The sequence below is a fragment of the Caballeronia sp. SL2Y3 genome (assembly GCF_022879575.1).
Taxonomy (GTDB): domain Bacteria; phylum Pseudomonadota; class Gammaproteobacteria; order Burkholderiales; family Burkholderiaceae; genus Caballeronia.
Genome location: NZ_CP084261.1, coordinates 1,039,994 through 1,057,427 on the forward strand (window position 1 = coordinate 1,039,994; position 17,434 = coordinate 1,057,427).

Consider the following 17,434-nt stretch of genomic DNA (forward strand, 5'->3'; position numbering starts at 1 on the left):
GCGGCGCAAAAAACGGCGCATTGAAAGGGAGAATAACAGCTTGTCGGATAGCGTTCAGACGGCGCACGTCTGCGTGCGCTGCGTCGCGCGGATAGTGCTGCGCAAAGAAGAACCGCCCGGCCTGAACGAGGCGCGAGCGGTTTGGATCACTGCCGGGCGTTTCGCGAGAAAGCCGCGACGCCTACTTCCCGATGATTTCCTTGAACCAGCGCGGATGATGCTTGCGCGCCCATCCGTACGTCACGGTTCCGCGCACCATCGCGCTGATCGATCCCTTGATCCACAGTCCCGCATAGATGTGGATGATGATCGACATAATCAGCACGAAAGCCGTCGCCGCGTGGACAACCGCCGCGAGCCGGATGACGGTGATCGGAAAGTAGAACGCGAAGTACGCGCGCCAGATCACGACGCCGGAAGCGAGCAGCAACAGCAGGCTCGCCACCATCACGTAGAACACGAGCTTCTGACCGGCGTTGTACTTGCCGATCTCGGGCAGGCGGTCTTCGCGGTTGGCGAGCACGTCGTCGATCTGCTTCATCCACTGGATGTCGCTCTTGTCCAGATGGTTGTGATGCCACACGCGCAACGCGAGGACCATGAACGACAGGAACATCACGCAGCCGACGAACGGATGCAGGATGCGCGTCCATTGCCCGCCGCCGAAGATCGCATAGAGCCACGACATCGACGGATGAAACATCGCGAGCCCGGACAACGCGAGCAGCACGAAGCTGATCGCGGTGATCCAGTGGTTCGTGCGCTCGTTCGGCGTGTAGCGCACGATCAGGCGGTTGCCTCGCACGTCGCGCAATTCGCTATCGTGTTTCATTCGAACGCTCCCTGTTGTTGCGTGCTTCATCGGCCTCGCGCTGCGCCTCGGCTTCCTCTTCCGCGCTCACTTCGTTCGGACCGACACGCGTGTAGTGGAAGAATCCGGCGAGCGCCGCGAGCGCCATGCCCGCGACCGCGAGCGGCTTCGTCACGCCCTTCCAGACCGACACGAGCGGACTGATGCGAGGATTTTCCGCGAGCCCGTGATACAGCCCCGGCTGATCCGCGTGATGCAGCACGTACATGACGTGCGTGCCGCCCACGCCCGCCGGGTTGTACAGACCGGCGTTCTCGAAACCGCGCTCCTTCAGGTCTTCCACGCGGTCTTCCGCCTGCTGGATCATGTCGGTCTTGGTGCCGAACATGATCGCGCCGGTCGGACACGTCTTCACGCACGCCGGTTCCTGTCCGACCGCGACGCGATCGGAACAGAGCGTGCACTTGTACGCGCGGTTGTCTTCCTTCGAGATACGCGGAATGTTGAACGGGCAGCCCGTCACGCAATAGCCGCAGCCGATGCAGTTTTCCTCGTGAAAATCCACGATGCCGTTCGTGTACTGAACGATCGCGCCCGGCGACGGACACGCCTTCAGACAGCCCGGGTCCTCGCAGTGCATGCAGCCGTCCTTGCGGATCAGCCATTCGAGGTCGCCCTTCGGGTTCTCGTACTCCGTGAAGCGCATCACCGTCCACGAATGTTCGGTGAGATCGCGCGGGTTGTCGTAGACGCCGGTCGTGTGTCCCACGTCGTCGCGCAGGTCGTTCCACTCCATGCACGCCGTCTGGCAGGCCTTGCAGCCGATGCACTTCGACACGTCGATGAGCTTCGCGACGGTGCCCGTGACCGGCTCGCGGATTTGCGGCGGCGGCGTGGTGGTGGCGGAAACGCGCTTGATATCGAGCGATTGCAGAGCCATTCTCGTCTCCTTATACCTTCTCGACCTTCACGAGGAACGACTTGAACTCCGGTGTCTGCGAGTTCCCGTCGCCCACGGAAGGCGTCAGCGTGTTGACGAGATAGCCCGGCTGCGTCAGGCCCTTGAAGCCCCAGTGCAGCGGCAGGCCGACGGTTTGCACCTTCTTGCCCTCCACGGTCAGCGGTTTGATGCGTTTGGTGACGAGCGCCACCGCGATGATGTGCCCGCGATTGCTCGACACCTTCACGCGATCGCCCGCGACGACGCCCACTTCCTTCGCGAGATCCTCGCCGATTTCCACGAACTGCTGCGGCTGCACGATCGCGTTGAGCTTCACGTGCTTCGTCCAGTAGTGGAAGTGCTCGGTCAGGCGATAGGTCGTCGCCGTATGCGGGAACTGATCGGCAGTGCCGAAGGCCGCGCGGTCGTCCGGGAACACGCGCGCCGCCGGATTGCTCGTGACGTTCTTCTCATTCGGGAAGAACGGGTTGTAGCCGAGCGGCGTCTCGAACGGTTCGTAGTGAACGGGGAACGGACCTTCGTTCATGCCGTCGCGAGCGAAGAAACGCGCCACGCCTTCCGGATTCATGATGAACGGATTCATGCCGTTTTCCGGCGGTTCGTCCGCCTTGAAGTCCGGTATGTCCGCGCCGGTCCAGGCACGGCCGTTCCAGCCGATCAGCTTGCGCGACGGATCGAACGGCTTGCCGCTCACATCGCACGATGCGCGGTTGTACAGCACGCGGCGATTCACCGGCCACGCCCACGCCCAGTTCAGCGTCTGGCCGATGCCGGTCGGATCGCTGTTGTCGCGGCGGCCCATCTGATTGCCCGCCTGCGTCCACGCGCCGCAGTAGATCCAGCATCCGCTCGCCGTGGAACCGTCGTCGCGCAGCAAGGCGAAGCTCGAAAGCTGTTCGCCCTTCTTCGCGAGCACCTTGGTCTTGTCGGTCGGATCGGTGACGTCGGCGAGCGCGCGGCCGTTGAACTCCATCGCGAGTTCTTCGGGCGTCGGGCTTTCCGGGTCCGCGTACGGCCACGACATCTTCAGGATCGGATCGGGATACTTGCCGCCCTGCTCCTGATACGCCTTGCGAATACGCAGCCACAGCCCCGACATGATCTCGATGTCGCTCCTCGCCTCGCCCGGCGGCTGCGCGCCCTGCCAGTGCCATTGCAGCACGCGCGACGAAGACACGAGCGAGCCGCGCTCTTCCGCGAAGCAAGTCGTAGGCAGACGGAACACTTCGGTCTGGATCTTCGACGAATCCACGTCGTTGAACTCGCCGTGGTTCTTCCAGAACTCCGACGTTTCGGTCGCGAGCGGGTCCATGATGGCGAGCCACTTCAGCTTGGACAATCCGAGGCCGATCTTCGCCTTGTTGGGCGCGGCGGCGAGCGGATTGAAGCCCTGCGCGATGTAGCCGTTCATCTTGCCCTGCGCCATCAGCTCGAAGACCTGGAGCATGTCGTAGGACTTGTCGAGCTTGGGCAGGAAGTCGAAGCCGAAGTTGTTCTCGGCGGTGGCGTTGTCGCCCCACCACGACTTCATGAAGCTCACGTGGAACGCGCGATAGTTCTTCCAGTAGCTCAGCTGGTTGGGCCGCAGCGGCTGCGTCGCGCGCTTCGTGATGTATTGCTCGTAGTCTTGCTCGCCTTCCATCGGCAGGGTCATGTAGCCCGGCAGAAGGTTGGACATCAGGCCGAGGTCGGTCAGCCCCTGGATGTTCGAGTGACCGCGCAGCGCGTTCATGCCGCCGCCCGCAATGCCGATGTTGCCGAGCAGAAGCTGCACCATCGCGCCGGTGCGGATCATCTGCGCGCCGACCGAGTGATGCGTCCAGCCGAGCGCGTACAGAATGGTGCCCGCGCGGTTCGTCGCCGCCGTCGATGCGAGCATCTCGCAGACCTTCAGGAACTTGTCGGTCGGCGTGCCGCACACCTTCGTCACCATTTCGGGCGTGTAGGCGGCGTAATGCTGCTTCATCAGGTTGTAGACGCAGCGCGGATGCTGCAGCGTCGGGTCGACCTTCACGAAGCCGTCGTCGCCGCGCTCGTAGTCCCAGCTCGTCTTGTCGTACTTGCGATGCTCGGCGTCATAGCCCGAGAACGTGCCGTCCTTGAACGCGAAGTCCTCGCGCACGATGAACGACATGTCCGTGTAGTTCTTCACGTACTCGTGCTGGATCTTGTCGTGCGTCAACAGATAGTTGATGACGCCGCCAAGGAAGGCGATGTCCGTGCCGGTGCGAATCGGCGCGTAGAAATCCGCGACCGATGCCGTGCGCGTGAAGCGCGGATCGACTACGATCAGCCGCGCCTTTCTGTGCGCCTTCGCCTCGGTCACCCATTTGAAACCGCACGGGTGCGCCTCGGCCGAATTGCCGCCCATCACCAGAATTACGTCCGCGTTCTTGATGTCGACCCAATGGTTCGTCATCGCTCCACGGCCAAACGTCGGGGCAAGACCTGCCACCGTCGGGCCATGTCAGACACGCGCCTGATTGTCGAATGCGAGCATGCCAAGACTGCGGATAGTCTTGTGCGTCAGATAGCCGACTTCGTTGCTGCCCGCCGACGCGGCGAGCATGCCCGTCGTGAGCCAGCGGTTGACCTTCTTGCCGTCCGCCGTCGTCTCGACGAAGTTCGCGTCGCGGTCTTCCTTCATCAGCTTCGCGATGCGGTCGAGCGCGTCGTCCCACGAGATGCGCTTCCATTCCGACGAACCGGGCGCGCGATACTCGGGATACATCAGCCGGCTCGGGCTATGGATGAAGTCGATGAGCGATGCGCCCTTCGGGCACAGCGTGCCGCGATTGACCGGATGGTCGGGATCGCCTTCGATATGGATGATGCTGGCCTTCGCGTTCTTGGCGTTGTCGCCGAGACCGTACATCAGGATGCCGCACCCGACCGAGCAGTACGGACAGGTGTTGCGCGTTTCAGTGGTGCGCGACAGTTTGTATTGTCGGACTTCGGCGAGTGCGGGTGCCGGAGAGAAGCCCAGTGCAGCCAGGCTCGATCCGGCGAGCGTGCTCGCGGAAACCTTGAGGAACTGTCGCCGTGACATTTGAAGCATGATGTCCTCGGCGCGTCGTGAAGAGGGGTGCTCTAAAAGTATAGAAGCGCGCGTTCGGCCTGGGTCCTGCCGTCGCACGCAGCGTCGATTTCTCGATCCGCCGACGCTGCAGCCGTCCTGGCTGGCGCGCGGTCTGGCGGTTGCGCCGCGCGAAACGAACGAGCGTCCCGTCGCGGCAGGCGCGATCATAGCAATCTTCTTATTGATGCGCTTCGCCCGTTCGCGCCTGTCTTGGAACGGAACCTGCTCGATCGGTTGCAATTACCGCCCGCGGGCTCGCGCAACGCGCACAAAGCCCGCGCCGCCACCGTTCGATCGAACCGAGAGATTCGTCATGAGCTCCGTTTCCACGCAAAAAATAGGTTCCGCAGTCAAAAAAGATGCGTCGTGGGCGCTGGGCGCGCTCAAGCAGTTCTCCGAAGACCGCTGCGCCGCGATGGCCGCGAGCATCGCGTTCTATTCCGCGTTCTCGCTCGCGCCGACGCTCGTCATGGTGATCGCGGTGGCCGGCTGGGTGTTCGGCCCGGAAGCGGCGCGCGGCCAGCTGTTTCATCAGGTCAACGGGCTGATCGGCGATCAGGCGGCGGCGGGCGTGCAGAGCATCGTGGAAAACGCGCATCGCAGCGGCGGAACGGGGATCGCCGCGATCATCTCCTTCGTGCTGCTCGCCGTGGGCGCGTCGGCGACGTTCTCCTCGCTCAACACGGCGCTCAATATCGTCTGGCCGCTCACCGGCGAACAGCGTTCCAGCGTGCTCGCGATGGTGCGCGTGCGGCTGGTGTCGTTCGGGCTCGTGCTGGGCGTCGCGTTCCTGCTCATCGTCTCCCTCGTGCTCGACACTGCGATTCAGGCGGTCGGCCTGTGGCTGTGGGGCGACTCGCCGTTCGTCGTCATCGGCGATGTCGTGCAACTGGTGGTCGGGCTCGCAATTCTCTCCGTCGCGTTCGGCGCGCTCCTCAAGTTTCTGCCCGATGCGCCGGTTCAGTGGCGCGATGCGCTCGTCGGCGGCGTCGTGGCGGCGATCTTCTTCTCGGTGGGAAAAAAGCTGTTCGCCTTCTATCTGACGCACGCGGGCACCGCCAGCGCGTTCGGCGCGGCAGGATCGCTCGCGGTGCTGCTTATGTGGCTGTACTTCTCGGCGGCGGTGCTTTTGCTGGGCGCCGAGTTTTCGGCGGCGCGCGCGCGCATGCACGATCCGCGCGGCGCGTGGGGCGTGCAGGACAACGGCAGCGTGCCGCCGGGAAGCCGCGCCAAGATCGGGTCGATGCTCGCGGCCTCCACGCGCGTCGACATGGCGGCGGACATCGAACCGCCCGCGCCGACCACGCTCGACGTTCGACGCGCGCGCCCGCAACCCGCGCGGATTCCGAACGGCGGCCGCACGCGCAAGGCCGCGCTCGCGCTCAGGCGGGCGATCGAACTTTCCCGCAAGGTGGCGCGCGCCGAATCGACGGCCACGCGCGCCACCGCCGTTGCGATGGTCGGCGCGGGGCGCAAGGCGTCGCAGGCGAACGCCGCGGTGAAGCGCCACCCGTGGCGCGCGGTGCTCGTCGCGGCGACCGCGGGCGTGGCCGTGGCGCTGCTGTCGCGGCGCGACGGCGGCGGTCCTTCCGGCGACGTTTGAACGGCCGACCGGGGCTGCTCGCGCCAATAGAAAATCGGGTTTGTTATCCGCTTCGGCATTAATCGTAATAACCCCGCGAGTTTCGCTTCGCGCGTCAAACTGTGCGCGGAACTTTTGCGGCGGGACTTTGTCGTGTCTCAGTTTTCAAAAGAGACAGCCGTAAACCGTGTATGGGCGGGCGTCTCGCGGCACTGTGTCTTTTTGGAGACAGTCCATTTTTTTTCGTTTCTAACGTAACGAAACGTTGCGTTATTCTCTGCGCCGGTAACAACGATTTTAATCATTCGCGTGGAGAATTCGATGAAACGATTCGCACTGACGTCCCTCTCGCTGGCCCTGCTCGGCGCAGCTGGCGCAGCACAGGCACAAACGAGCGTGACGCTGTATGGCGTGATCGATACGGGCTTGGCCTATGTCAGCCATGCCAACTCGGCAGGCGACCACCTCTTCGGCATGGTCAACGGCACGCTGTCCGGCCCGCGTTGGGGCTTGAAGGGTCAGGAAGACCTCGGCGGCGGCCTGAAGGCACTGTTCCAGTTGGAAAGCGGCTTCGATCCGGGTACGGGTCGTCTGAATCAGGGTGGGCGCGAGTTCGGTCGTCAGGCATTCGTCGGTTTGAGCGGCAACCAGTGGGGTACGGTCACGCTGGGTCGTCAATATGACCCGTCGGTCGACATGGTCCAGGGCCTCACGGCCGACAACTACTGGGGCGCAGCGTTCGCCACGCCGGGCGACGTCGACAACTACGACAACAGCCTGCGCGTCAGCAACGCGGTCAAGTATGTTTCGCCGGTGTTCTCGGGCTTCCAGTTCGAAGGCATCTACGGCTTCAGCAACCTGGCGGGCGCGACCGGCCAGGGCCAGACCTGGGGCGGCGCGGTCACGTATAACAACGGTCCGGTCGGCCTGGCAGGCAGCTACCTGTACGTGAACAACCCGACGACCGGCCGCGCGCCTCTGACGGGAACGAACACCGGCTGGAACAGCCCGTCGTCGGATTCGCTGTTCAACTCGGTGATCAACAGCGGCTACTCGACGGCTCATGCAATCGGCATCGCGCGCGGCGCAGGCCAGTACGTGTTCGGTCCGTTCACGGTCGGCGCGTCGTACAGCTTCGCGCAGTACAAGAACGACGCCAGCTCGCTGTTCCAGCAGCAAGAGAAGTTCAACGTCGGCAACGGCTACGTGAACTTCCAGCTGACGCCGGCCATGCTGCTGGGCCTCGGCTACACGTACACGCACGCAAGCGGCGACACGTCGGCGACGTACCACCAGGCTTCGATCGGTGCGGACTACTCGCTGTCGAAGCGCACGGATGTCTACGCAGTCGGCGCGTACCAGCACGCAAGCGGCACGCAACGCGTGAACAACGCGGACGGCACGCAGTCGCGGGTCAACGCAACGGCTTCGATCAGCGACTTCGGCTTCGACAGCGGCCGCAGCCACCAGGAACTGGTCCTGATCGGCCTGCGTCACAAGTTCTAAGAACAACCGATTGGCGTGGCACGCAAGTGCTGCGTCAGCGGACAAGCGGTATCTCGAACAGCCATCGGTTCTCCGATGGCTGTTTTTTTATGCGCGCTCGATACCGCTGCTACGGAGTCCATTGAATGATCGCCTTTCTCCGCCGGATCGCTCTCGCTTCGCTGCTGGCGAGCGGCCTTGCGCGTGCGTTCGCGGACGAGCCACCCGCCTTGCCGATGATCGTCGCGCATCGCGCCGGCACGGCCGACTTCCCGGAAAACACGCTGCTTGCCATCGCGGGCGCGCTGGCGCATCGCGCGGATGCCATCTGGCTTTCGGTACAGATCACGCGTGACGGCGTGCCGGTGCTGTATCGCCCGGCGGATTCGTCGGCGAATACCGACGGCAAAGGCGCCGTCGCGAGCCTGAACCTTACCGCGCTGCAACGCCTGAACGCAGGCTGGAACTTCGCTCACGCCGATGCGCGCGGCGCCCGGACGTATCCGTACCGCGCGCATCCGCTGCGCATTCCGACGCTCGAAGACGCGCTCTCCGCGATTCCGGCGTCCGTGCCCGTGATGCTCGACATGAAGGCGCTGCCCGCCGAGCCGCAGACCGCGGCCGTCGCCCGCGTGCTCGATCGCGCGAATGCGTGGTCGCGTGTGCTGATCTATTCCACCGACGCGGCCTATCAGACGGCGTTCGCCGCCTACCCGCAGGCGCGGCTTTTCGAATCGCGCGATGCGACTCGTGGGCGGCTCGCGGGCGTCGCGTTGGGGCAAACGTGCGCCGACGCGCCGCAGCCCGGCACATGGGCTGCATTCGAGTGGAAAAGGCAGATGGAACTGGTCGAGACCTTCACGCTCGGCGAAGCGCGCTCGCCGGTGGAAGCGAAGCTGTGGACGCGCGAGTCGCTCGCGTGCTTCCGGGCGCGGGGCGAGGTGCATGTGCTCGCCATCGGCATCGACAACGCCGAGGACTATCGCGCGGCCGCGTGTCTCGGCATCGACGCCGTGCTGGCGGATTCACCGCGCAGAATGCAGGCGATCAAGGCGAGCCTCGCGATGCCACTGCAATGCCCCGCCGACGCCCGCTAAGACTCACTGCTGCGGCAGGTTTCCTCCGCCCTCGACGTCCTGCGCGAGCGTCTGCGCAGGCGCATCGGGACCGGCAGGCAGATCGCCGATCACGAGCCGCGGCACCATGTTGTCCGCTTCACGCCGGCGCAGCGGCACGTCGGCCAGATCAGTCCACGTCGGGTTCGGAATCTCGCCGAAAAGCTGCCGCAGCCGCTCGCCCCACGTGCGGTTGATCATCTGGTAGTACGCGCTGTTGTTGTCCAGCGTGGCAAAGCGCGTGACGCGCAGCGCGTCCTTCTCGTAGACCAGCAAATCGAGCGGCAGACCGACCGAGAGATTCGAGCGCAGCGTCGAATCCATCGAAATGAGCGCGCATTTGGCGGCCTCGTCGAGCGGCGAGGTCGGCGTGATCACGCGGTCGATGATCGGCTTGCCGTACTTCGACTCGCCGATCTGAAAATACGGCGACACGCGCGTCGACTCGATGAAATTGCCGGCCGCGTACACCATGAAAAGGCGCGGACCCTGCCCATGAATCTGGCCGCCGAGAATGAAGCTGCAATTGAAGTCGACGCTGAATTCCGCGAGCGACAGCGCATCGCGCCGATGCACTTCGCGCACCGCATCGCCGACGATGCGCGCGGCTTCCGCCATCGTGGTGCAGCTATAGAGCGTCGGCGCGTGATGGTCGGCGGGCTCGGCGAGCAACTGCGTCACCGCTTGCGTGAGCGCCAGGTTGCCGGCCGCGAGCAACACGATCACGCGCTCGCCCGGCTGCTCGAAAACAGCCATCTTGCGAGCGGCGCTGACGTGGTCCACGCCAGCGTTGGTGCGCGTGTCGGACAAGAACACGAGACCCTCGTCCACGCACATGCCCACGCAGTAAGTCATGTCGAAATTTCCGAAAACAAAAAGCCAAGCCACTATTGTACTGATCTGTCTGCGCATCGCATGGCGCATGCGCGTTTTTGCTTAACGGCAACGGTGCGCCGTTGCTTGAGCGTGAATGCGGATGCGCGTTTCGCGATAGACTCGGCGCACCGCGGCTTCTTTCGTTCCCGTTGCCTTCATGCAAGAAGATTCCCTCGCCGATGCCCTCGTAGCCGGGCTTGCGCGTCCCATCGTATTCGTCGATCTCGAAACCACCGGCAGCGATGCCACCGCAGACCGCATCACCGAAATCGGCGTTGTCGAGGCGAGCACGGCGGGCATCGAGCGATGGAGTGTGCTCGTCGATCCGGGCGTGCCGGTGCCGCCATTCATCTCGCGCCTCACGGGTATCGACGACGCGATGTTGCGCGGGCAGCCGACGTTCGAATCGCTCGCGCCGGCGCTGGCGGAGCGGCTGCACGGCAAGCTCTTCGTCGCGCACAACGCGCGCTTCGACTACGGCTTCCTGAAGAACGAATTCCGTCGCGCGGGCATCGCGTTTCGCGCCGATACGCTCTGCACCGTGCGGCTGTCGCGCGCGCTCTTTCCATCGGTCGAGCGGCATGGTCTCGATGCGCTCATCGCGCGGCTCGATCTCGCGCCGCAAGGACGCCACCGCGCGCTCGCCGATGCCGACTTGCTGTGGCAGTTCTGGCTGAAGATTCACGCGCTGTATTCGCAAGAGCTCGTCGATGCGGCCATCAAGACGCTGGTGAAGCGCGCGAGTCTGCCCGCGGCTCTTCCCGAAGGCGCGCTCGACGCGCTGCCTTCCACGCCCGGCGTCTATCTCTTTCACGGCGACGACGACGTGGCGCTTTACGTCGGCAAGAGCATCAATCTGAAGCAGCGCGTGACGGCGCATTTCTCGGGCGACCATCGGCTCGCGAAGGACTTGTCCATCTCGCAGGCGATACGGCGGATCGAACATCGCGAGACCGTCGGCGAACTCGGCGCGCTGCTGCTCGAAGCGAAGCTCGTGAAAGACTTGCGGCCCATTCACAATCGCCTGCTCAAGCGCGTGTCGCCGGCCTGTGCGTGGCAATGGCTGCCGAGCGCGCCCGCGCCCGTGCTGCTGCGCGCCGACAAACGCGATCTCTCGCGCGAGCCGCATCTCTTCGGCGTGTTCGCGTCGCGCGGCAAGGCGCATGCGTTCATGCGTCATCTCGCCGATGAGCACAATCTCTGCGCGACGACGCTCGGTCTGGAAAAAGCGCCGCCCGGACGAATGCGCGGCTGCTTCGGCTTTCAGGTGAAGCGCTGCCTCGGCGCGTGCGCGGGCGTCGAATCGCTCGCGGATCATGCGGCGCGCGCGCTCGTCGCACTCGATGCGTCGCGCATCGTGCGCTGGCCTCACGATGGCCCCGTCGCGATCGCGGAGCGCGATGCACAGACCGCGAGCGAAGCGTGGCACGTGATCGATCGCTGGTGCTATGTGGGCACGTGCGCGTCGCGGGACGAAATCCCCGCGCTGCTCGCGAGCGCGCCCGAGCTTCGCCCATTCGATGCCGACGTGTACAGCCTGATCGCGAAACGCCTCGCATCGGGTCAACTCGAATGGATCGCGTGCGACGCGCGTCCCGCATTCAGCCTCGTCATGCAGCAAGCACTGGCGTTGCCGGCTGTATCGCATGACAAGCGCACCGCAGCGCGCCGCCGCGCCGTCACTGCGCCGAATGGCAGCGCCGGGCAACTCGCACTCTCTGTCTAGGCGACGCCGCCGTTCGCGCGCAGCACTTGCCCGTTGACCCAGCCCGCATCGTCGCCGACGAGAAACGCCACGACCGACGCGATATCGTCCGGCTGACCGAGACGTTCCAGCGGCGGCATCTTCGCGAAGTTCGCAATCTGCGCGTCGGTCTTGCCGTCGAGAAAGAGCGCAGTGGCAACCGGTCCCGGCGCGACCGCGTTCACCGTGATGTTCCGCCCGCGCAACTCCTTCGCGAAGACATGCGTGAATGCTTCGACGCTCGCTTTCGTCGCGTTATAGACGGCGTAGCCCGGCATGTTGAGCGCGAGCGTCGTGCTCGAAAAGTTCACGATGCGCCCGCCGTCGTTCATGCGTGACGCCGCTTCGCGCAGCGTATTGAAGGTGCCGCGCACGTTGATGTCGAACGTGTGATCGTAGAGCGCGTCGCTCGTATCGGCGAGCGGCGTCGGCTTCAGCACGCCCGCGTTGTTGATGAGCGCATCGACCTTGCCGAGTTCGGCTTCGACCGCATCGAACATGCGCCGCACGTCATCGGCCGATGCAACGTTCGCCTTCACCGCGATGGCCGCGCCGCCCGCCGCGCGCAATTCATCGACGAGCGCATTCGCTTCCGTCGCACTCGATGCATAGTTCACCGCGACCGCGTACTGCTCGCGCGCGAGCCTTCGCGCAATCGCCGCACCGATGCCACGCGATGCACCCGTGACGATGACCACACGTTTTGCTTGTGCCTGACTCATGATTCGCTCCTTGAAAGTGGCTGCTGAATGCGATGCATCATGAATCATTCGACATGAGCGATCATCGGGCGCGGCTTAGTATCATCGTTCCAGTTGCTTCAACAATTCAACGCAAAACAAAAAGGCCCGGAAACATGGATCGCTTTCAGGAGATGCAGGTGTTCGTGCGCATTGCGGAGCGCCACAGCTTCACGCAAGCCGCCGACGATTTGCAGATGCCGCGCGCCACCGTCACGAATCTGATGAAGCGTCTCGAAGAACGCCTCGGCGCGCGTCTGCTCGAACGCACGACGCGCACCGTGCGCCTCACGCCCGATGGAGAAGCGCATTACCGGCGCTGCGTGCGCCTCATACAAGATCTGGAAGAAGCGGAAGGTTCCTTTCGGCATGCCGAACCGAAGGGCCTGTTGCGCGTGAATCTGCAAGGCACGCTCGCGCGACGCTTCATCGTGCCGGCGCTGCCCGCGTTTCTCGAACGCTATCCGCAGATCGAACTGCATGTCGGCGAAGACGACCGGCTCGTCGATCTCGTGCGCGAAGGCGTCGATTGCGTGCTGCGCGCGGGCACGCTGCAAGATTCGTCGATGATCGCGCGGCGCGTCGCGTTGCTCGAACAAGCGACGGTGGCGAGTCCGGCGTACCTCGCGCGGCACGGCGCCCCGCATGACTTGCGCGCGCTCGAATCACATCGCGCGGTCAACTACATATCGAGCGCGACGGGTCGCGCCGTGCCGCTGGAATTCGATGTCGACGGGACCATTGAATCCGTCGAGCTGCAATCCGCTATCTCCGTGACCGGCGTCGAGCTTTACACGCAGGCGGCGCTCGCGGGCCTCGGGATCGTGCAAGTGCCGCGCTATCACATCGACGATGCGCTCGCGGACGGTCGCCTGCAATGCGTGCTGCCTACGTTTCCGCCACCGCCGATGCCGGTGTCGCTGCTCTATCCGCACAGCCGTCAATTGTCGGCGCGCGTCAGGGTTTTCGTGGATTGGGTGGCGTCCGTCTTCGACGAAGCCAATGCACGCGAGAGCTAACGCGGCGCAATGCAAAAGAGGCCAGCTTTCCGCGAGGAAAGCTGGCCTCTTCAGGCACCGACGGATACGTCGAGCGCGATTTTAGAGTTACGCTGCTGCGTCCTTCAGCTTCTTCAGCGCGCGTGCCTTGATGCGCACGCTTGCGGGCTTGGCCGGGAACCAGCGCTCTTCGCCGGTGAACGGGTCTTTGCCGAAGCGCTTCTTCTTCGCCGGAACAGCTTGCGCGGAAATCTTCAAGAGGCCCGACAGCGTGAATTCGCCCGAACCCTTCTTGTGAACGGAACCGAGAATGGTGTCTTCCAGCGCGACCAGCACGGCCTTGACTGCCTTCACATCCACTTCGGCGCGGTCTGCCAGATGCGCGGCCAGCGATGCCTTCGTGAACGTGTCCTTGACCGGTGCGAAGGTGCCCGGCGTCTTCTTGGCGGCAACCGTCTTGCTGGCTACTTTCTTCGCGGCAACCTTCGTGGCTGCTTTCTTGGCCGGTGCGGCGGTCTTTGCCGTGGCCTTCTTGGCCGTGGCTTTCTTAGCAGCGGTTTTAGCGGAAGTCGGCATGTTTCTCCTACCTGTTTGGTCGTTGATATCGAATACGTCCGCACCGATGCGTGCGTATCACGCGGATTCTACATATGCCGGACGCGTTCGTGCGAGTCTTTTGCGTTTTTATATCGTTTTTTCAGGGCTTTTCGTGTCGCGCGTGGCTTGCTGCTGACACGTACATGGCTCATGCATGCATCGCACATGCAATCGCTTTCGCTTGCACGTGCATCAGCCGCCGTTCGTCGAAGCGTTCTCGATATGCGCGATGAGCGGATAGTGATCCGATGCGATGCGCGAAAGCCGCGTGCGATGCACGTCCACACGCATGAGCCGCTCGCCGGGATGCACCCAGATGCGATCGAGCGCGAAGAGCGGCCAGCGCGTCGGGAACGTGCGCAGCGCGCTGGCACGATGAAAGTGCGTGACGAGGCGCCGCAGCGTGCGGCCATAGACGAACCATTCGTTCAGATCGCCGAGCAGGATCACGGGAAGCGCGGGCGTGTCGAAGCTCTGAAGCACCTGTTCGACCTGCGCGCGACGCTCGCTCGATGCGAGTCCCAGATGCGTCGCCACGACGCGCCATGTTTCGCCGCCACAGTCGATGTCCGCGTCGAGCGCGCCGCGCGGCTCGCGGCTGCCGAACGAAAGATCGAGCGTGCGCACCGCCTGCACCGGATAGCGCGTCAGCACGGCGTTGCCATAGCGGCGCTCGGGGGTATCGAGCGTCGGGCCGGGCACCGCATAAAGGTTCGTCATGCGTTGCAGCAAGTCCAGCACGTCGGGCGAACTGCGGCCGCCGAGCGGCACTTCCTGAAGCGCGAAGATATCCGCGTCGATCTCGGCGAGCACTTCGCCGATGCGTTCCGGCGCGAACTTGCCGTCGATGCCGACCGCGCCGTGCACGTTGTACGTCGCGATGCGCAGTTCCTTCGCGCGCGCCGCGCTCCCGCTTTCGATGTCGATTCCGGCCTCGTGCATCAACGTCATGAGCTGACCTCGTCGTGGCTGCGGGGCGATGCGTTCGACGATGCATTCGACGATCCATTCGACGATGCATTCGGCGCTGCATTCGGCGCTGCATCGCGCGGAATCGCGTTGCGATCGCGCAGGACGCTTGCACGCGCCGCTTCCTCGCTTGCGCGCGCTCTGTCTTCGTCGCTCGGCGCGCCTTCGTGCACGACTTCTTCTTTCGGATCGGCGCGGCCCAGAAAGCGTTGCAGCAGGATCGACACGGCGATCAACACGGCGCCGATGCCGATCAGCACCGCGAACGAGCCTACCGTCGGATGCCGCAGCGAAGCGATGAGCTGATGCGCGAACGCGACCGTCAGCACAATGCCCGGTCCCATGCCGAGCAGCGTGCCGATAAGAAAGTCCCGCATCCGAATATGCGACGCGCCCGCCACCATGTTCACGATCGAAAACGGCGCCACCGGCAGCAGCCTCAGCACGACGACCGCGACGATGCCGCGCCTGGCGACGCGTTCGGAAAGCCGGTTCACGCGCGCGCCCGCGAGCTTGCGCACCGCATCGCGGCCGAGCCACAGCCCCAGCAGATACGAGACGGCCGCCGATGTCATGGTGCCTGCGAACGCGTACACGCAGCCCCATCCCGCGCCGAACACGAGGCCGGTCGTCGCAATGAGCAGCGTGACGGGCACCGAAACGACGGCCGCCGCCGCGAAACACAACACGATCCATAGCGGCGCGAGCGGCAACCCGTCGATGCGCCGCGTCGCACTGGTGAGCGACTTCAAGTTCACGTACTCGCCGAGCGGCGTCCAGTGCCATGCAGCCGCCACGCCGACCGCCAGGAGCGCGAGCACGCCGAGCAGCGCGAAGCGGCCGATGAGCGGTCGCGTCTTCTCGGCAGGCACGAACTGATCGACGAGCTCATCGGCGGCAATGGGCGTTTCGGGATCGATGAGCGCGTCGGGCGGAATGAGCTGATCGAGTTCGCGCGACACCACGGGATCGAGCGGCACCAGCGTGCGGTGTTCGTCGCGATCGCGCGAAAGAGCCGTGATCGCCGCGTTCAGGCCGCCGCGTGCCTCGCGCTCCCGGACGACATCTTCGACTTCGCAGCCGAGATGTTCGGCGAGCAGCGTGTCGCGCATCTTCGCAATCGCGCGGCGGATGCGCGCGTCCGCGCCCGCATCGATCGAGACATTGCATTCGCTGTCGAGCACCATCGAGCGATTGTTCAGATTCGCCGAGCCGACGATGAGCAGGTCGTCATCGACGATCATCAGCTTGCTGTGCACGTTGACGATCTGCTCGCCGAGATCGGGCACCGTCGGGCACAACAGACGATAGCGGCCGTGCCGGTCCGCCTGCTTCAGGAGCGCGTGCAAGCGCGCGCGCAGCACGCCCATCGTCACTTCCTGAAGCCAGCCGCTCTGATTGCGCGGCACCACGATGGCGAGATCAGGACCGTCCTCGCGCGCGAGCGAATCGGAGAGCGCCGCGCCGATGGAGCCCGATGTGAAGTACTGGTTCTCGATATAGATGCTCCGCCGCGCCCGCGCGATGGCGTCGAGATATTGCGTGCGGATCTGCTGCACGGCGGGGCGTCCTAGATACGCGGGCTCGGTGAGCGACAGCGCGATCTGCACATCGTCGATATCGACCGCGCGCGGAGGCGGCCACGGATCGCCTTGCGACGCCGCGCGATGCGCGCGGATCGCAAGCCGTCTGCCGCATGCGCGCGACCAACGCTCGCGCGCGAGCAGGCCGACTTCTCGTGCGGCGTCGCCATCGAACATGGAGTGGACATCGTGAAACGGCTGATACGCGGTGCCGTTCGCGTCGCGCCGATGCGGGTCCGCCGGCGCATGCGCGGGCGTGTCCCAGCGCGAGCGCGTCAGGTCGAGGCCGCCCACGAACGCGAGCCGGTCGTCGATCACGACGATCTTCTGATGCTGCGAACCGCCGAGCGGATGCTTGCCGTCCATCTGGAAGGCGACGCGCCGATGTGTGCGCCAACCCATCTTGTAGACGGGCAGCCATTCGCGCTCGAATGCGTACAGCATCGCGAAGTCCCACGCGAGGATGTAGATGCGCAGCCGGCGCTTCTCCGCCGCGATGGCATGCAGGAAGTCGCCGAGCGCTTCGGGATAGCCGTCGTTCGCGCCTTCGGGCGTGAGCTTCATGCGGCTGTCGATGTCCCAGCCGAGAATGAACACCGTGCGTTCGGCGCGCGTGATCGCCTCGCGCAGCACGCGAAAATAATCCGACCCGTCGATGAGCAGGCTGAAGCGGTCCGCGTGACGCACGCTTGCGCAATTGCGTCCGGGCTCCAAGAAGGATGCGCCGAGGTCGTCGGTCGTCGTGGCGTTCGCACGGGAAACGCCCGTGGATGTGTCGTTCAAATGCTCTCCGTGTGAGAAGGCATGCGCAAGAGGTCTCGCGTCAGCAGTTTGCAAGCCGCATGCCCGCGAGGCGTAGTGACCACGGGGACTCCTGCGCGCGAACGGCGCTTG

13 protein-coding genes are annotated in these 17,434 nt (G+C 64.5%); 5 read left to right on the forward strand and 8 right to left on the reverse strand.

Translation table 11 applies throughout. The annotated features are described in order from the left end of the window. Window positions 1–181: 181 nt before the first annotated feature. Genes LDZ26_RS18100 through fdnG form a run of 3 tightly spaced genes read right to left on the reverse strand, consistent with a single transcriptional unit; the run spans window position 182 to window position 4,830 of the window. Window positions 182–832: a formate dehydrogenase subunit gamma gene (locus LDZ26_RS18100; RefSeq protein ID WP_175942253.1), complete on the reverse strand. Its 651-nt coding sequence runs from the start codon at window positions 830–832 to the stop codon at window positions 182–184. Next, entirely contained in the window at window positions 819–1,751 is a 933-nt protein-coding gene (fdxH, locus tag LDZ26_RS18105; RefSeq protein ID WP_244849526.1) for a formate dehydrogenase subunit beta, read from the reverse strand. The genes LDZ26_RS18100 and fdxH overlap by 14 nt, the downstream gene beginning before the upstream one ends. 10 nt (window positions 1,752–1,761) lie before the next feature. After that, entirely contained in the window at window positions 1,762–4,830 is a 3,069-nt protein-coding gene (gene fdnG, locus LDZ26_RS18110; protein WP_244849527.1) for a formate dehydrogenase-N subunit alpha, read from the reverse strand. A 334-nt stretch (window positions 4,831–5,164) separates the two neighbouring features. On the opposite strand from fdnG, the gene LDZ26_RS18115 reads away from it, so the two are divergent. The 3 genes from LDZ26_RS18115 (at window position 5,165) to LDZ26_RS18125 (ending at window position 9,015) form a co-directional block, all read left to right on the forward strand. After that, a complete protein-coding gene (locus LDZ26_RS18115; protein ID WP_244849528.1) occupies window positions 5,165–6,454 on the forward strand; it encodes a YihY/virulence factor BrkB family protein in 1,290 nt (429 codons plus the stop codon). 300 nt (window positions 6,455–6,754) lie between these two features. Continuing rightward, a complete protein-coding gene (locus LDZ26_RS18120) occupies window positions 6,755–7,939 on the forward strand; it encodes a porin (RefSeq protein WP_244849530.1) in 1,185 nt (394 codons plus the stop codon). A 125-nt stretch (window positions 7,940–8,064) separates the two neighbouring features. Then, a complete protein-coding gene (locus LDZ26_RS18125) occupies window positions 8,065–9,015 on the forward strand; it encodes a glycerophosphodiester phosphodiesterase family protein (protein WP_244849531.1) in 951 nt (316 codons plus the stop codon). A 3-nt stretch (window positions 9,016–9,018) separates the two neighbouring features. Here the strand turns inward: LDZ26_RS18125 and LDZ26_RS18130 are convergent, their stop codons facing one another. Beyond that, entirely contained in the window at window positions 9,019–9,888 is an 870-nt protein-coding gene (locus LDZ26_RS18130) for a proteasome-type protease (protein ID WP_244849532.1), read from the reverse strand. Window positions 9,889–10,066: 178 nt separating this feature from the next. Between LDZ26_RS18130 and LDZ26_RS18135 the strand changes: the two genes are divergently transcribed. Then, window positions 10,067–11,635, forward strand: a complete 1,569-nt coding sequence (locus LDZ26_RS18135; RefSeq protein ID WP_244849533.1) for a 3'-5' exonuclease family protein — start codon at window positions 10,067–10,069, stop codon at window positions 11,633–11,635. On the opposite strand, the gene LDZ26_RS18140 is transcribed toward LDZ26_RS18135, so the two are convergent. Beyond that, on the reverse strand, window positions 11,632–12,375 hold the full coding sequence (locus LDZ26_RS18140; RefSeq protein ID WP_244849534.1) for an SDR family oxidoreductase: 744 nt from the start codon (window positions 12,373–12,375) through the stop codon (window positions 11,632–11,634). The two genes, LDZ26_RS18135 and LDZ26_RS18140, sit on opposite strands and share 4 nt — an antisense overlap. A 134-nt stretch (window positions 12,376–12,509) precedes the next feature. Here LDZ26_RS18140 and LDZ26_RS18145 point away from each other — a divergent pair, with 134 nt between their 5' ends. Next, window positions 12,510–13,412, forward strand: coding sequence for a LysR family transcriptional regulator (locus LDZ26_RS18145; RefSeq protein ID WP_244849535.1), 903 nt, complete (start codon window positions 12,510–12,512; stop codon window positions 13,410–13,412). An 87-nt stretch (window positions 13,413–13,499) separates the two neighbouring features. Here the strand turns inward: LDZ26_RS18145 and LDZ26_RS18150 are convergent, their stop codons facing one another. From LDZ26_RS18150 to LDZ26_RS18160, 3 genes are all read right to left on the reverse strand, one after another. Beyond that, window positions 13,500–13,967 (reverse strand): HU family DNA-binding protein, encoded by a 468-nt coding sequence (locus LDZ26_RS18150; RefSeq protein WP_244849536.1) that lies wholly within the window; start codon window positions 13,965–13,967, stop codon window positions 13,500–13,502. A 213-nt stretch (window positions 13,968–14,180) separates the two neighbouring features. Then, window positions 14,181–14,939, reverse strand: coding sequence for an endonuclease/exonuclease/phosphatase family protein (locus tag LDZ26_RS18155; RefSeq protein ID WP_244849537.1), 759 nt, complete (start codon window positions 14,937–14,939; stop codon window positions 14,181–14,183). Continuing rightward, window positions 14,936–17,323 carry a VTT domain-containing protein gene (locus LDZ26_RS18160; protein ID WP_370650705.1) on the reverse strand — a complete coding sequence of 796 codons (2,388 nt, stop codon included), beginning with the start codon at window positions 17,321–17,323 and terminating at the stop codon, window positions 14,936–14,938. The genes LDZ26_RS18155 and LDZ26_RS18160 overlap by 4 nt, the downstream gene beginning before the upstream one ends. Between the last annotated feature and the right edge of the window lie 111 nt (window positions 17,324–17,434).

What these genes read in the sequence shown, in the direction of transcription:
- LDZ26_RS18125 (WP_244849531.1), top strand. Translation starts at nt 8,065, where the DNA reads ATGATCGCCTTTCTCCGCCGGATCGCTCTCGCTTCGCTGCTGGCGAGC.
- fdxH (WP_244849526.1), bottom strand. Translation starts at nt 1,751, where the DNA reads ATGGCTCTGCAATCGCTCGATATCAAGCGCGTTTCCGCCACCACCACG.
- LDZ26_RS18120 (WP_244849530.1), top strand. Translation starts at nt 6,755, where the DNA reads ATGAAACGATTCGCACTGACGTCCCTCTCGCTGGCCCTGCTCGGCGCA.
- LDZ26_RS18135 (WP_244849533.1), top strand. Translation starts at nt 10,067, where the DNA reads ATGCAAGAAGATTCCCTCGCCGATGCCCTCGTAGCCGGGCTTGCGCGT.
- LDZ26_RS18100 (WP_175942253.1), bottom strand. Translation starts at nt 832, where the DNA reads ATGAAACACGATAGCGAATTGCGCGACGTGCGAGGCAACCGCCTGATC.
- LDZ26_RS18150 (WP_244849536.1), bottom strand. Translation starts at nt 13,967, where the DNA reads ATGCCGACTTCCGCTAAAACCGCTGCTAAGAAAGCCACGGCCAAGAAG.
- LDZ26_RS18140 (WP_244849534.1), bottom strand. Translation starts at nt 12,375, where the DNA reads ATGAGTCAGGCACAAGCAAAACGTGTGGTCATCGTCACGGGTGCATCG.
- LDZ26_RS18145 (WP_244849535.1), top strand. Translation starts at nt 12,510, where the DNA reads ATGGATCGCTTTCAGGAGATGCAGGTGTTCGTGCGCATTGCGGAGCGC.
- LDZ26_RS18155 (WP_244849537.1), bottom strand. Translation starts at nt 14,939, where the DNA reads ATGACGTTGATGCACGAGGCCGGAATCGACATCGAAAGCGGGAGCGCG.
- LDZ26_RS18130 (WP_244849532.1), bottom strand. Translation starts at nt 9,888, where the DNA reads ATGACTTACTGCGTGGGCATGTGCGTGGACGAGGGTCTCGTGTTCTTG.
- LDZ26_RS18115 (WP_244849528.1), top strand. Translation starts at nt 5,165, where the DNA reads ATGAGCTCCGTTTCCACGCAAAAAATAGGTTCCGCAGTCAAAAAAGAT.